The sequence below is a fragment of the Flavobacterium cerinum genome (genome assembly GCF_024496085.1).
Lineage (GTDB): Bacteria > Bacteroidota > Bacteroidia > Flavobacteriales > Flavobacteriaceae > Flavobacterium > Flavobacterium cerinum_A.
The window spans coordinates 2198029-2213410 of record NZ_CP101751.1; the positions used below are offsets into that span (position 1 = coordinate 2198029).

Sequence of the window (15382 nt, forward strand, 5' to 3'; positions counted from 1 at the left end):
ATTTAAGGTTATTGATTCAGGACTTATTTCAAAGATATACGGAAGCAATTGCCCGTCGAAACGTAGAAATACCTGTTATATAAAACCGTAGAAATACCCGGAAAATAGTATGAAGATTCGAAGATGGGAAGATCGGAATAAAGAAAGAATAACTTTGATAGCGCGGATTTACTTCGTCAGTTCGGCTAAAGCCTCGGGTGTAATCCGTGTCAATAAAAAAGAGTAATCTATTCTTTTAAAAAGTTGTCGTTTTATTTTTAATAGAGTAAGTAATTATATGAATTTGTTTACTTTAGTTTTGATACGGATTGCAAATCCGTACCGTTGAAATATTATAAAATACAAAAAAGGCTGTCTCTTTTTTGAGACAACCTTTTTTATGTACTGTAACTGTAATAACTTATTTTTTTCCGGGAGCATTAATAACGGCAAAAGTAGGTTGGCAATATCCGGTAATGGTTTTTGTACCAGATGACGTAACACCTTGTGTAATCACATTGTTAAAGACTAGCTTGTAGTTATTGTTACCGTTGTCGGTAATAGTAACAGATCCGGTTGCATTGAATTCTTCTCCTCCAAATCCACCATCAGAATCCATATAAGAAATCAGTGCAGAATTTTCATCAAAACTTAATGTTTGCATAATAGGATAGGTTCCGTTAATAGTTGCTTGTGTAGCGGGATAAGATACTGCAAGCGTTATTGTTTTCATGTCGGATACACTTTCCATCTGGTTAACCATAATGAATGTTCGTACTTTCGCAGTGTTATTTGTTGGTGCAGTCATAAACTGAGTAGTGTTGAATGAAGCACCGGGCTGATTAGCAGCAATAACAAATGGCATATCATTAACCCAAAGCGTATGAGTATCGTCTTGTCTTGCAATAACATCGTCATTGTCGTTACTACATTGTATGTTAGTTAATCCTAAAGTTATAACACTAAGAATAATTAAAACTCTTTTCATAAAATTTGATTTTTGGATTGCAAATATAGAATGTTTATAATTAAGTTGTAAGAATATTAATACTGGATGAGATTATATAACAATTTTGATAAATAATATGATTCTGCCGGAATCCCGATGGAGCGGATTTGTAACCGAACGCATCGGAAATAGTGTAAAAATAAAACCCGATAACGTGTATTATCGGGTTTATATACATATAACTTTAAATTACTTTGTTCGGAATGCAATTTTATATTCCGCTTGAGCAAACGAATAACCGTCAGCCGATTTGGTACCGCGATCGGTAATGTAAAAATCATATTCTGTATTTGGTTTTAATTCGGACGTTTCGACCGTTAGAATGGTTTTACTTTCGTCTAAACCGACAATGTTTTTTAACGGAAAATGTTCTTTGCCGTTTTTAGAGAAGTTAATCGAAACTTTATCGTGCATCGGTTTGGAAAATACAATCTGAATCTTTTTAATGTCGGTGCTTACTTGTTGATTTCCGTTTTCAAATTCCAGAATACTTACGACTTTCGGTTGATTTTCTTTATGAGTTGACCATAATTTTCGAACAGCAACCGCATCGTTAAAATAGTTGGATTGCTCTAAAAATGTCAAAACAGCTGTTTCATTATCAAAATCGAGATCAATAATATCCTTAATTGCCTTTTTCTTGTCTTTCGCGTTTTCGTAGTACTTTTTTGAAATGACATATCCGACAAAATAACCCAAGTCAGGATGTTCATTTATATCACTGTTAAAAAACCAGTTGCTGAAATGCTGACCAAACATTTCTTTTTGGAAAGCCGTTCGTACCGCATCATAATTTTTATAACCGTAATCGATATACTGTGAAACAAATTTCGTGTTTAAAGCCAGTTCGGCAATAAGATCACAGGAACCTTCCTTAATTGCTTTTGATAAGACATTTACTTCTCCGTTTTTTTGAAACGTATGAATAAATTCGTGAACGGTAATTTGTTCCAGTTGTGAGGCATTAATATACCGGAACATTTTCTGAAGATTTTTATTTTCAAATTCAGAAACAACAGTGTTTTTGTCGCCAACGATTTTTTCAATACCCAAAAGCAGATCTTCTTTATTGGTAGTTCCCCCGGATACAAACGTTCCGATGGTATAGTAAATATTCCCTTTTGAATTATTCGGATAAAGCACTTTTAATCTTTCCAAAGCTTTGTTGATGCTTTTAATTTTTTTGGCATCAATTAAAGTGTTAGGACGAATTGAATTCCAGAATTGAGGATATTTTTCAATGGCTTTCAGATAATCCTCTTCGTTAAATTTTTTGATGGACATAAAGGCTGTAAGTCCGTCAGTTTTTTTGTTTAAAAACAACTCTTCCAAAACCTGTTTTTTGTTTTGATCGGTTTGTTGCATCTTGTCGTAAGCCGACCAGAAATTTGTGATGTCGGATGTGTAGATTTTTTGCGCATTGACAGTAGTGCATAATGCCAAAACTGCAATGGCGGATACCATGTGTTTCATTACTGATTGTTTGATTTGATGATTGATCGGCAAATAAACGAAATAAAAAGAATACTGTTTAATAAAGAAGAGCCATATTTCAGAAGGAACGAAGTGTAAAGTACGTTGCTTAAATTATTGTTTTACTTTTATAAAATAGTAAGATAAAGAAAAGGAAAATCAATTTTCAAAAAAGTTGATAGCATTAGCGGAAAGAGACGTAGCTATAAGAGAAAAGCTAAGGAAAGAAAACCGCCTTTCCGTGTCAATAAAGAAAGAGCAAACTATAGCCCTAAAAAGTTGTCATTTTATTTTTAATAGAGTAAGTAATTAAAAGAACTTGTCTACTCTAATTTTGGAACGGATTGCAAATCCGCTCCATCGGGGTAAGTAATTATAAGAAGTAGGTTCCATTAGTTTTGGAACGGATTGCAAATCCGCTTCATCGGGGAAGCTTAAATGATATAGCTATAAAAATGGCTGAGGTACTGAAATCACCTTTTCAGTTTAGGCTTGGTTTTCATAATGGCATAATAAGAAGATGTAAAAGCCGGTAAGCTTTGGTAACCTACTTTAAAAGCAATTTCACTAAGGGTAAATTGTTGGGTATCGATCAACTCAATACTTTTTAAAATCCGGATCAGCTGCATGTATTTTTGGAGTGTAATTCCGGTTTCCTGCTTAAATATACGCTGTAAACTCCGAATCGACATTTTAGCTTTATCCGCAAGAACATCACTATCGAAATGATATTGGTAGTTAGCATTAATATAACTGCAAATCGGAATCAAACGACTATCAGTGGGAACAGGTATTTGTAAACCGCTGCTTTCTTTGCAAAAATGCGGCAGACTATTTTGAATGGCCTGTAAAAAGATTTGCTGTTCCGTATCTTCAGTCAATACCTTATTCCATTTTGACGCATATCGTAACATTTCTTTTAATACAGCGGGAGCCGAAAATACATGAACATTCTGATAAAATTCCAGCTCGGAAACCGATTTAAATAACACCAGCATCAGATTAACCGTTTTTGCTTCGGAAGTGGTGCGATGCTCTTTACCGGTAGGTATCCAGATAACGTGGTTTTGCGGAACCAGATATATCTTTTTCTCAATATGAAAATATTGGTAGCCTTCCTCCACATAGGTCAACTGGTAGCGCTGATGAGAATGATCATATTCATCATGTTGCCAGTTTTCTTCATACCACACATAGGCATCTGTAGCGATAGTGTCAACATATTGCCCCGGACTTTTTTCGGTTAAGCCACATTTTTGCATGTCGTTTTATATATGGTTTTTGACAAATTTAATAAAAACGCCAATATTATTTTTGTTATTGAACTTAATTATCCAAAAAGATGAAAAGAATTTCCGGACTTCTGACAGTCCTTATTGTATTACTAAACCTATCGACAGCAATGGCACAAGATTATACAACCCGAATTTTAGTACTGATTCATTCGGATAATGGCGGTACTTATGAATTGGCGAAAGAAATCGCGAAAGGAATAGAAACCCATAAGGCGGTAAAAGCAGTTATAAAACAAGTAAAAGCGAGTACGAATCCGAAGTTGAAAGCTATTCCGGTAGCGACAGTAGCAGAATTAACATCGTATGACGGGATTGCTTTCGGATCGCCGGTTTATTTTGGTAATATCAGTACGCCGATGAGCGAATTTTTATCAGGAACGGTTAATCTGTGGACAAACCACGCTTTAGAGGGCATGCCGGCAACCGTCTTTATGTCGGCGGGAAGTGGTGCAGGAAATGAATTGGCCGTACAAGCCTTCTGGAATTCTTTAGCTGTACACGGAATGGTATTAGTCTCAAATGGTATACGAGGCTATGAAAATATTGATAAAAACATTCCACAAGGTAATACTGTCTTAGGAACGACCAGTCTGGCATCCCATAAAACAGTTGAAAGACCAAGTGAAGGGGAACGTTATATTGCCAGATTACAGGGCGAACATTTTGCCAAAGTAGTAACAGCATTAAAAGGTACGTTTACTAAAAAAACGTTGGCGGCAACCGAGACTAAAAAGGAAAAAGACATTGAAGCTGTGTTAAAAGAAAAGAATATCATTATTCCGCAGGCGCCTAATCCGGTTGGAAATTATACGGTATTTTCCCGTTCCGGTAATCTGGTTTTTATTAATCAGGTGGCTTTAAAAGAAGGTAAAATCTTCAATCCCGGAAAAGTAGGTGTTACGATAACGGAAGAACAGGCAAAAGAAGCGTCAAAGCAAACGATGCTAAATGTAATGGCCGTTTTAAAAAATGCTGTAGGAGGTGATCTGAATCGGGTTAAAAAATGTGTCCAGTTAACCGGTTATTTTAATACCAAAGAGGATTATACGCGTCACGCCGATTTAATGAATCCGGCTTCGGATCTTGTAGTAGCGATATTGGGCGAAAACGGAAAACATGCCCGCGGTACAATGGGAGTTTTGTCATTACCACTGAATTCAGCTGTGGAAATTCAGGCCATTTTTGAAGTGGAATAACACAATTGAAAGCGTAAAAAATGAAAAAGAATAAAGAAAGATTACCCTGGTTGGGTTTACTTGTAGTGCTATTGATAGCGGGTAATTTACGATCACCGATCACCGCTGTTAGTCCGATACTCGGAGAAATACGGGAAGTGCTGAATCTGAGTAACGTACAGGGAAGTTTGCTGACTTCCATACCCTTAATCGTTTTTGCAGGCTGTTCGATTTTGATCAGCAGAATTGCAGCTAAAACGAATATCAATTATGGCCTGCTGTTTTCTCTTGTGATATTGATCACCGGATTATATTTTAGAGTATCGGGAACTATACCGATGTTATATATCGGTTCTTTTCTTTTAGGATTGGGAATTTGTATCGGAAATGTAACAACACCGGCCTATATCAAAAACGTATTTCCCGAAAAGATCGGTATTGTAACAGGCATTTTTTCTGTAGCGATGAATTTGTTGGCTGCCTTGGCATCCGGTTTTAGTATTCGTATCGGGGAATGGACAAAAATGGGCTGGAAGGGCTCTTTGGGAATATGGATTGTATGGGCATTTTTAGCGCTTATAATTGTAATGGCTGATATTTTTAACGCCAAAGGGAAACCGGTAAAAGCACAGTCGGCAAAAGTTGCGTCTACATTTTCTATATTCCGTTCGAAACAGGCCTGGAGTATCAGTGTTTTTATGGGACTTCAATCATTACTGTATTATTGTCTCGTTGCTTTTCTTCCTACAATATTAATCGAATACGGAATGGATAAAACCAATGCCGGTTGGGTGATTTCGATTATGCAATTAGCGATGTTGCCGGTTATGTTTATCGGACCGGTAATAGCTGCCAAAATGGATGATCAAAAAATATTAATTTATGGTTTGGGTTTGTTGATGTTTACCGGAGTACTGTTATTAGCCGTATTTAAAACCCGATATGTATATATTGCTGCCATGTTGATCGGAATGGCCAGCGGTTTGGCTTTTAGTTTATGTTTGCTGTTTTTCTCCTTAAAAAGTAAAACGACGGAAGGAACATTAAAAATATCCGGGAAAGCGCAATCTGTAGGATATGCCATTGCTGCATGCGGACCACCACTTTTCGGAATGTTTCACGATTGGGACAGCACGTGGCAAACCTCTTTTTATTTTCTGATGGGAATAGTTTTGATCATGACTGTAATAGGAAGATGGGCAGCCCGACCGCGTTATATTGAAGAACATTGATTTTTTATTTCTTCAATTTTGAAATAAATAATAAACCAAATGAGCAAGGTTTATTGGTAATAAAATAATTAATAGTAGTTTTTTTCTTATATATTTAAAAAGGTGGAAACATTTTATAATATATTTGTATGATCTATCATAGTGTAAGTAAAATATATAAATACAGGTATGTTATTTGAGTAACGGTATGGAAAAAAAGAAAGATATCAAATTAGATAGCAATCCTTTAAAGGAAACAGAAAACATTTTTGATCAAATTAAAATAGACTATTTGACTTTAATTCTGGGATTTTCATTAAATCGACCGAAAGCAGCTGTAGTTAAAGATGAAAACTCAAATTTAATTGATTGGTTTTTTGTTGATGAGTATAAAACAGCCAAAATATTTAAAGTGGTATGTGAAAAGCTTATAAAAGAATTAAAACTTACTGATGATGTAGTGCTTAACGAATATGAAGACGGGTATTCCGGCGTTAAATCGACATCTCTGGCGAATTATCTGCGAACAATAAATTTTGACTCTAAAAAAGAAGACTTTAAGCCTGAAAAGTATTTTTCGTTTGAGAAAGAGATGAGTAATGATGAAAAATTTTCTTTCCTTTTAGGAAAATTTATCAGGTTTTATAATGACAGAAAGTTTATCCTAATGGACGGAGCAAAAAACTATGTAACACTTGATTTAATTAATTCCCTTTGCATAGGGAATGATAAAACGGAGGCAAAATTCTATTTAGGAATTTCAAATGTTGTTCATATTACCCTTAATCCGAATGGTGTATTATTGGAATCACTAAAATTCTGGTACAATAAAATAAAAGAATAAAATAGGATAGGCTACTGTTAAACTATTTATCTGTTTTATCAGCAATTAATATTTGAAAAAGATCGGTAAAAAAAACTATCAAATAAGATAATACTACATTTATTATATAAAAGGCGGTTCCAACTCATGGAACCGTCTTTTTTTGTATAACGGCTATTCGATTTTAAAGGTATATAAGGCACCGGATAATCACGATAATAGCAACTCATTCTTACAAAACTTAGAATAGTATTTACTGCAAAGACTGAATCCATTTGACTTATAACAAGTAGGATAGAAGCGTTTCGGGTAATTTTGGTGTGAATAATATAAACGAGAAATTGTATATGAGCCATTCTGTATTTTCTGTGGAAAGTCATCCGGAAACAAGTGTAAAAAAAAGAGAAAACGGTCCTGAAAAAATAAAAAAACAGACCGGTATCCGGAAAAAGATCGAGATCAGCCATGATTCCCTTAATAAAGAAATGGAATGGTTGGAATCGTTGATCGCGATACGTTGTAAAGAACTGTTTTTACAAGGTAAACTGGATTTTGAACCGGTTGATGAAATCCCTGAATTGCCCAAAACGGATTCGGATTCACCTTATGGAATTATCGTCAACACCTATAAACTTCAGGAAATGGATCGGGTCGTATTGGCTTTAGGTATTGCATCGGCTCATTACCCGTCGTTATTTAAATCGTTTATACAAATTGAAGAAAGCAGTAGCGCATTAGCAATTGATGTTGGCGGTGAATACAACAAAACAAACCGATCGTTTAAGCCGACATTTCAGACCGCACTTTTTTTACTGGCCGGAAAGGATTTGTCCTTATGGTCCAATTATAACGCAAAACTAATATCGGGAAGTGTCTTATTGCAAAATGATATTATCTACAATCGTACGGACACCGACTTTATTTACGGAAAAATTGAATTGGATAGGGCGTATTTAAATTATTTCCTGTCGGGTACAAAACCACGATTGGATCACGGAGCCTATTTTCCGGGGAGTTTATACGAATCGGATCTGACATTGGACGATATTGTTTTGGAACCGATGGTAAGAGAACAGATAAAACCGATAGGGCAATATATTAAAGCATTGGAAAGCGGTTTTTTTAAAAGCAAGGAGCACCATTTTAAATCCGGGTTTATTGCTTTATTCTACGGCGCACCCGGAACCGGAAAAACAATGCTGGCCGGGATTTTAGCAAATACGTATGGTATCGAGATGTACCATGTTGACCTTTCGCAGGTGGTTAGTAAATACATTGGTGAAACCGAAAAAAACCTGGAGATACTGTTTAACCGTTTACAGGGAAAAAACTGCATGCTTTTCTTTGATGAAGCCGATTCATTATTCGGAAAGCGTTCGGATGTAAAAGATGCACACGATCGTTATGCGAATCAGGAAGTGTCGTATTTACTGCAACGAATAGAAAAATTTGACGGACTTACGGTTTTGGCTTCCAACTTTGAAAACAATATGGACGATGCCTTTAAACGTCGGATCGATTTGTCGATTAATATCATCCGTCCGACCGAAGCTACCCGGGAAGCCCTTTGGAAGCAATACCTGCCTAAAAATGTAACGTTCGAAAGCGACGCTTTTTTAAAACATCTGGCGAAAGATTATTCCTATACCGGTTCCAATATCCGTAACATCATGAAAAATGTAGCGATAGCACTGCATAATGAAGGCGGAAAAAGAATTACACAGGAGTTGATCAGTCCTTTTTTAGCGGTCGAAAGCGAAAAAGCTTTCGGAAAAAATCAAGCTCGTGTCAACACTTTTATCAGGAGACCGGAATAAAATAAATAAGATGGAATTTGTATCTCCTTCCTTTTCTGAATTTCTGGAAGAACCGGTTGATTATTCAGATGAATAGATCCGGCTGAACTTAGAGATCCCAAAACAAGAAAACCATAAGCAACTACTTATGGTTTTCTTGTTTTGGGACTAATATCTACTATTTAGTATTACTGTTTTAATAAAAATTAATGCTTCGTAATAATTAACATTTTAAAAATTATTTCGAATACTGTTCTTCACTTACTTTTTCCATCCAGGTTACGGCAATACCGTTTATTTCTTCCTGAATAGCGATATGGCTCATGGCTTTGTTTGGAGAAGCACCATGCCAGTGTTTTTCGTTCGGCTCAAAATAAATAACATCACCGGGTTGTATTTCAAAAACAGCTTCGCCTTCTTTTTGTACCCAACCTAATCCGGAAACAACGATAAGTGTTTGTCCGGCCGGATGGGTATGCCATGCGGTTCTTGCACCGGGTTCAAAAGTAACCAAATTACCGGCTGCTCGGGTTGTTGCTTCTTTTGCAAATAAAGGATCAATTCTTACAGCTCCCGTAAACCAGTCTTCGCTTCCTTTTATCGATGACTGTGTACCGTTTTTTATAATTTTCATACTAGTATTTTTAGCTATTTCCGTTATTTTTCAGAGTAAATCCATTTAGAATAATTCCTTTTAAAAGAAAGGAGTAGCGATCATTATTTCATTTCGTTATTCGGTCTTTAACTGAATAAAGTCTACAATTAGCTTTACAACTTGTTTGTTTTTGTCGTAACCGACATAGCGAGGGTAGATACCGTCGCCCCATCCGGAACCGAACATGATTATGTTGGTATTCGAATTTACAGGTGTATAATTAATCCAGTCTTCTCCTCTTGAACTTTCAGGAATGTTGGCGTTTACTAGAAAATGTGTTTCTAAGATATCAGTATAATAATTACCGTCTTTGTTATTCGCATAAAAGTTGTCAATCTCGTCATTATACGACTTCCACGTTTCGAAATCCGAAAAACTTCCTAATCCGGTTTCAACAGGGAAAATGCCGTTCATTTTTTTCTCAAAGTCATCACTCAACAGTGCTTCTGAAATTAATGAAAATTCCCAACTAACCGGAATTTCGTCTTTGAAGCTAAGTTCGGCATAAGCAACGCGTCCTTTAAAATGATCATCAAGTCCGATGTACAGATAAACGGGATAATCTCCGGGTGGAACACTCCAGGATTGCGGTAGCCCTAATTCTCGATATAACGGATCTGTACAAACAACTTGTCCGCTGGGTACTATAAGATTGCCGGCAAAAAACCGATCGTACGATTGATTTGTTTTTAGATTTTCAAAATCGGAATAGTTGAACTCGGCAGCTTCGTTAAAGATGATTTGCTTTACTTTTTTATTTGTAGGGTTTTGTTCGGCTTGTGCGGTATTATCGTATAGTTCCATAATTATTTTGCTGTTATTTTGGTTGTTCAACTAAATAACGGGTTGTATCCGTATTTAGCTCTTTCCGTTAATTATTCGGATCAAACTCGATTATCCACTCAATGCCGTATTGGTCTCTGAACATAGCAAAATAGGAACCCCACGGACTATCTGAAATGGGCATTTCAATTGCTCCGCCTGCGGAAAGACGCTGAAATAAGCGATCCGCCTCTTCTTTACTTTCAGCGCTAATTGAAATTTTACTTCTGTTTTCATTTTCATTCACACGACCTAAAAATTCCGGAACATCATTTCCAATCAGTACATTACTCGTACCGATGGGTAGTGCAATATGCATAATCTTATTTTCTTCCTTTTCGCTGATTTGAAATTCCGTGTTTTTTAAATCTTTAAATCGGATAACTTTTGAAAATTCCCCGCCAAAAGCAGCTCTGTAAAATTCAAATGCTTCTTCAGCATTACCGTTGAAGTTAATATGTGGATTGATCAGTGCCATAATTGTATTGTTTTAGATTTACGATTTGTTTGCAATGATAAGAGGCAGTTTTGTTGTGTCGCCGGTTAATTGGTTCGAAGATCTTTCGTCTTAGCGTTTTCAATCTCAGAAAGATCAAAATCATTTTCGGTTATAAAGGTTGCTGTAATCTGCTTGGGTTGACCAACGGGATTAAGCCGCAGTAAATCGCTGTCGTCGTTTAGTTCCGTTAAAAATGCCGTTTCGGAATTTGCTTCACCGATTATAATCCACGGTTTTCCGAATTCCGTTTCCATATAGTAAACATTCAACTCCAAATTTCCGTTGTCGTGATACAATTTTTCGCCAATCGGATCACCTTGAAATTCACCGATAAGTTCAAAGTTTACTTGTCCGTTTTGATGATACTTTTTTCCGATTTCAGCTAAAATAAAATCCCGTTTAAGCTGCTCGATTTGGTTGCCTAAATCTTCCTGAACCTGGGAAGCATTAGAAAAACCGGGTCTTTCTGTTCGGAGTAAGAAGTATTTTTCCTCATTTTGAGTGCTATAAAGATAGAAAATTGTCAATTCACTTGCCATAAATAAGTAGTCAAAAATTAGCAGTCGTGTTCGTTGTAAGGTATATAGTACTTGTTATGTACCGTTTTTTTTATCGATTAAAATGCTCTAAAATCTGTATTATTTCTACGAGATAATTTATTTCTAAATTTAATGTTTTATTTCCGTCACGGTTAATTTCTACAGCATTTTCAGCAGTATTGTATTTTATAAGCAGTTCGGATCCTTCAATTTCCCAAGAATATTCATTGTTGTTTTCTTTGCAAAGCTGACCGGCATAGGGTTTTCTTACGTAGTTGGGATCTTCCCAAATCTGTTTTGCAATTTTAGTCAATAATTCGATTATTTCTTCATTGTCAGTGGCTGTAAGCAAACAACTGTCTCCGTTTTCGTAATCCAGTTGCAACAAAATGCAATCACCGTTTTTTTGAATCAGTATGTTTCCGTTTTTTACGAACCAATTATAGACCTGATTTTCCATATTATATATTTTATGATGTCTGTTTTTTTGAATATTCTTTCCCGGGTAAAATTATTCTAACTGAACGCCTGTGCCAACAACCGCAATTGTTCTTTTAAATTTACTTTCTGAATATTGTTGATATTTTCTTCACCATCCAAAACCAAAGCCGGAACAAAGGCTAAACATTCATCCAACGCAACGGCTCCAAATTGTTCTACAGCGGGAAATTCAAAATGCCCGTAAGCTTCGTTTTCCATATGCAATTTATTTGCAAATAAAGTTTGAAAGAAAAGCGAAAATTCATAATCCACATAACTGTATTCCTCAGTATGAATGTTGTAAAAAGCAAGGCATATTTCATCATCCACTTCTCCTATAAGGTAAAAGTTGCCCATAGCCGTTTTGGCAAAAGGCATAATGGATTGCTGTCTTAATTTAGGAAATCCGTTTAATAGGTCTTCATAATCTGTCGGATTAACAAATGCGACTATCCCGTTTTTAAAAATGGCTTCTCCAAAATAGGCTAAATGATCCAAAAGGATAGTACTGTCTTCAAAATGATTTAGAAGCGCTTCATATTTTGTTTTTATAACAGTAACATCAATTTTTCCGACAATTTCAGGCGTTCCTAACCGTTTTATAAGATTTTCGGGCATTATTTTTTACTTATTAGATTAACGTATTTGCTCATTTAATGACTGGTATTGGTCTTCGTAAATCAAACGTAAAACACCTGTAAAAGTAATATCCGTTTTTTGATAGGGTCCGTCCTCAACATTATCTGAAATCCATAGAATATCCTCTTTAGGATTATTAGTGTTGTATGAAAAATACAGTATTTCACCTTCGGTATTACTAATGTCCAAAACCAGATGGAATCCGTTTTTCTCCGGAATAGGGTAGTCTAAAATATTTAAACCTTCCTCCCAATCATCCAATCCGTAAAAAGTAGCATAATCCCCATTGTTTAGTTGCAGTACGAGTATGCTCATTTCGCTCAAAAAGTACAAATAGGAGTTTATGTCCAGAAACGGAGCCGTTTTTTGAAGTGCTAAAGCCTCTTTTATAAAAAGGTTCGCTTTCCGATCGGTATTCGATCCGCTCGCTTCGTATTTTGTGATTAACTTTGTGATTAATTCATCAACTATTGGATTATGATCTATCATGTTTCAATTTTTATGCTTACTGGATCTTAGTAATGTAAAAATAAGAAAAATACTATAAATTAAAACCCCGGAGAATTTTATTTGAAGCGATCTGAAAATTGAATGTTTTTTACTTATTGTAAAATTAACTTTAGATATGCGAACTGAAATTATATTTAATATCGAATTTTTGACAAAAACTTCTAAGGTTGCTACAGCCGTCTAAACCGCTAAAATTCTCAGCTAATACTGATTTGATAGTACCCTCAGGGTTTTGTTCAGACAATTTTGTGATAAGAAGTAGTGTGTTTTCAGCATCAAAGGAGTACCAATATTCATAATCATCGTCATGGAAACGCTCTTTAACATAGTGACCCATATCCTGTCCGGATATTAAAAGAGAGGCATTACTAATCGTTGCCCATACATTTACCGAAAGTCGGGAACCGTCTCGGTACTCACACAGGTAAAATTGCTCAATATCTTCGATTGTAATTTTCTTTAATGTCATATTTCGATTTTGTTTTTCTTGTTTCATTTACCTTTTAACCGTTTCCACTGCTAAAGTAATGATCATGATTTGATAAACCATTTTCATTTCGTCTTATGTGGACACAATTCCAGTAGAACAGATTTACTTCGTTAGTTCGGTGTAATTGTTAGTCTTAACTTGATGAATATTCTTTGGAAAGACAACAAGAATTAATATTAGAGCGAATTTTTATATAATTGACTTAGATTATATAATTTTCTTCCGAGTAATTTTTCGGCATCTTTCGAAGCTGAGCCTATTTGTTGTTTTGATAAACTTTTTTCAAGTTCTTTAATTTCCTCAATAACTTCATTCTGTTTCAGTATACTGAAGTCAATTTTATACTCGTTATAAATCAAATACCATAGATAACTTTGATATAAATCTTTGGCAAAATATTTTCCATCTTTATGAAAATGAGCAAGTTCTAATCGAGCCGAAGTGATGTATCCGCTTTGTGTAAGATTTTCAGGATTTTGAAGTTTTGCCAATCTTTGAATCCATTCTTTAAATTTAGGAATGCTTTGTTGAACACCGTTTCCTGTTACATAGCATTCCGCAACATTCCAAACGCAAGTCGGATCATCATTATTAGCACATTTTAAGGCATATTCAAAAGCTTTTTCAGAATTTTGTTCAATTCCTTCACCATTTCCGTATGCCATCATCATGGCATAATGTCCATTGTTAAAACCGTTGTCAGACGATTTTTTATACCATTCAATTGCTTCTTTTTCATTTTTTTCACCGGCTGCACCGCTTTGAAGGAAATATCCAAGGTTATATTGAGCTTCGGCATTTCCTGATTCGGCCGCTTTTTTTAAAACAGGGAAGGCCTCTTTGTAGTTTCCTTGTCCTAATAAATCTTTTGACTGCCGATTCAATTCTTCAGCATTTTGGCCAAATGATATTTGAGCGAATAAAAAGAAAATAATGCTATTAAGAGTTTGTTTCATTTGCGTTTTGTTTGAATATCTATTGTCAAATTGTTCTGCTAAAAGTAGAATGCGATGCGTATGTAAGCTTTGTAAATTTAATTTTTAAATATAGCTCAATAATTTAGAATTTTCCTACTAAGTCGGTATCAAAAAATCACTTACTTTTAGCAGTTTTTTATAGTGCATATGTTAGAGATTATTTATCAGGACGATTATTTAGTTGCCATCAATAAACCACACGGTCTTTTAGTGCATCAATCTCCTATTGCAAGAGATGCTTCCGAATTTGCAATTCAGTTGTTGCGGGATCAAATTGATAAAAAAGTATATCCGGTTCACCGGATTGACCGTAAAACTTCGGGAATATTACTTTTTGCATTGGACAAAGAAGTGAATAAAAATCTGACGGAACAGTTAACGTTAAAAACCGTTGTAAAAAAGTATTGGGCAATTGTAAGAGGTTTTACACCTGATGAGCAACTTATAGATTATGCTTTATACAAAGATAATGGGGCTTTACAGGAAGCACAAACAATCATTAAGACTTTAGCAAAAGTGGAAATCGATATTCCTTCGGGGAAACACAGTACTTCCCGATATTCGTTTGTGGAGGCTTTTCCGCTAACCGGCAGAATGCATCAGATTCGCAAGCATATGGCTCATATTTTACATCCGATTATCGGTGATCGTCCTCACGGATGCAACAAACAAAATAAAATATGGCTTGAAAAATTTAAAATGAATACGATGTTACTCCATGCTCAGAAGTTGGTTTTTACACATCCTGTAAGCCATGAAAAGGTGGTGCTTACCGCTCGCCCACAAGAAGAGTTTATACGAGCAGCAGGAATTATGGGGTTTTATATTGATGAGAAAAATTGTGTTAGTATTGGGGATAAATAGTTTTTAAACTTATAGCTGTTTTTGAGACACAATTTGCATACTCCGATGCGCGGATTTAAATATGGAATTTTGTTAAGTTGTGGGCTGAGAGTGATAACAATCGAAAACCTTATGCCGCTTTTGTTTTGATATGTTTTATGATTGAA

The 15382-nt window shown here is 35.4% G+C and carries 17 protein-coding genes; 5 read left to right on the forward strand and 12 right to left on the reverse strand.

Annotated elements, in window-relative coordinates; genetic code table 11:
• Positions 1-400: 400 nt before the first annotated feature.
• The 3 genes from NOX80_RS09810 to NOX80_RS09820 form a co-directional block, all read right to left on the reverse strand.
• Positions 401-967: a hypothetical protein gene (locus NOX80_RS09810; RefSeq protein WP_256549598.1), complete on the reverse strand. Its 567-nt coding sequence runs from the start codon at positions 965-967 to the stop codon at positions 401-403.
• 210 nt (positions 968-1177) lie between these two features.
• Positions 1178-2461, reverse strand: coding sequence for an Ig-like domain-containing protein (locus NOX80_RS09815; RefSeq protein WP_256549599.1), 1284 nt, complete (start codon positions 2459-2461; stop codon positions 1178-1180).
• A 473-nt stretch (positions 2462-2934) separates the two neighbouring features.
• Positions 2935-3723 carry an AraC family transcriptional regulator gene (locus tag NOX80_RS09820; RefSeq protein ID WP_256549600.1) on the reverse strand — a complete coding sequence of 263 codons (789 nt, stop codon included), beginning with the start codon at positions 3721-3723 and terminating at the stop codon, positions 2935-2937.
• 80 nt (positions 3724-3803) lie between these two features.
• On the opposite strand from NOX80_RS09820, the gene NOX80_RS09825 reads away from it, so the two are divergent.
• From NOX80_RS09825 to NOX80_RS09840, 4 genes are all read left to right on the forward strand, one after another.
• Positions 3804-4952, forward strand: coding sequence for an Atu1372/SO_1960 family protein (locus NOX80_RS09825; RefSeq protein ID WP_256549601.1), 1149 nt, complete (start codon positions 3804-3806; stop codon positions 4950-4952).
• A 20-nt stretch (positions 4953-4972) separates the two neighbouring features.
• Positions 4973-6163: a CynX/NimT family MFS transporter gene (locus tag NOX80_RS09830; protein WP_256549602.1), complete on the forward strand. Its 1191-nt coding sequence runs from the start codon at positions 4973-4975 to the stop codon at positions 6161-6163.
• Positions 6164-6350: 187 nt separating this feature from the next.
• On the forward strand, positions 6351-6986 hold the full coding sequence (locus NOX80_RS09835; protein WP_256549603.1) for a hypothetical protein: 636 nt from the start codon (positions 6351-6353) through the stop codon (positions 6984-6986).
• 326 nt (positions 6987-7312) lie between these two features.
• Positions 7313-8782 carry an ATP-binding protein gene (locus tag NOX80_RS09840; RefSeq protein WP_256549604.1) on the forward strand — a complete coding sequence of 490 codons (1470 nt, stop codon included), beginning with the start codon at positions 7313-7315 and terminating at the stop codon, positions 8780-8782.
• Positions 8783-8999: 217 nt separating this feature from the next.
• On the opposite strand, the gene NOX80_RS09845 is transcribed toward NOX80_RS09840, so the two are convergent.
• The 9 genes from NOX80_RS09845 to NOX80_RS09885 all read right to left on the reverse strand — a co-directional run bounded on the left by NOX80_RS09845 (position 9000) and on the right by NOX80_RS09885 (position 14351).
• Positions 9000-9395 carry a (R)-mandelonitrile lyase gene (locus tag NOX80_RS09845; RefSeq protein ID WP_256549605.1) on the reverse strand — a complete coding sequence of 132 codons (396 nt, stop codon included), beginning with the start codon at positions 9393-9395 and terminating at the stop codon, positions 9000-9002.
• A 96-nt stretch (positions 9396-9491) separates the two neighbouring features.
• A complete protein-coding gene (locus NOX80_RS09850) occupies positions 9492-10220 on the reverse strand; it encodes a DUF4241 domain-containing protein (RefSeq protein ID WP_256549606.1) in 729 nt (242 codons plus the stop codon).
• 67 nt (positions 10221-10287) lie between these two features.
• Positions 10288-10716: a VOC family protein gene (locus NOX80_RS09855; protein WP_256549607.1), complete on the reverse strand. Its 429-nt coding sequence runs from the start codon at positions 10714-10716 to the stop codon at positions 10288-10290.
• A gap of 65 nt (positions 10717-10781) precedes the next feature.
• Positions 10782-11276 carry a hypothetical protein gene (locus NOX80_RS09860; protein ID WP_256549608.1) on the reverse strand — a complete coding sequence of 165 codons (495 nt, stop codon included), beginning with the start codon at positions 11274-11276 and terminating at the stop codon, positions 10782-10784.
• Positions 11277-11346: 70 nt separating this feature from the next.
• Positions 11347-11736: a hypothetical protein gene (locus tag NOX80_RS09865; RefSeq protein ID WP_256549609.1), complete on the reverse strand. Its 390-nt coding sequence runs from the start codon at positions 11734-11736 to the stop codon at positions 11347-11349.
• 56 nt (positions 11737-11792) lie between these two features.
• Entirely contained in the window at positions 11793-12374 is a 582-nt protein-coding gene (locus tag NOX80_RS09870; RefSeq protein ID WP_256549610.1) for a T6SS immunity protein Tdi1 domain-containing protein, read from the reverse strand.
• 18 nt (positions 12375-12392) lie between these two features.
• A complete protein-coding gene (locus tag NOX80_RS09875; RefSeq protein WP_256549611.1) occupies positions 12393-12884 on the reverse strand; it encodes a hypothetical protein in 492 nt (163 codons plus the stop codon).
• A gap of 130 nt (positions 12885-13014) precedes the next feature.
• On the reverse strand, positions 13015-13401 hold the full coding sequence (locus tag NOX80_RS09880) for a hypothetical protein (protein ID WP_256549612.1): 387 nt from the start codon (positions 13399-13401) through the stop codon (positions 13015-13017).
• Between the two features lie 170 nt (positions 13402-13571).
• Entirely contained in the window at positions 13572-14351 is a 780-nt protein-coding gene (locus NOX80_RS09885) for a tetratricopeptide repeat protein (protein WP_256549613.1), read from the reverse strand.
• 168 nt (positions 14352-14519) lie between these two features.
• On the opposite strand from NOX80_RS09885, the gene NOX80_RS09890 reads away from it, so the two are divergent.
• Positions 14520-15236: a pseudouridine synthase gene (locus tag NOX80_RS09890; RefSeq protein WP_256549614.1), complete on the forward strand. Its 717-nt coding sequence runs from the start codon at positions 14520-14522 to the stop codon at positions 15234-15236.
• Positions 15237-15382 lie beyond the last annotated feature (146 nt).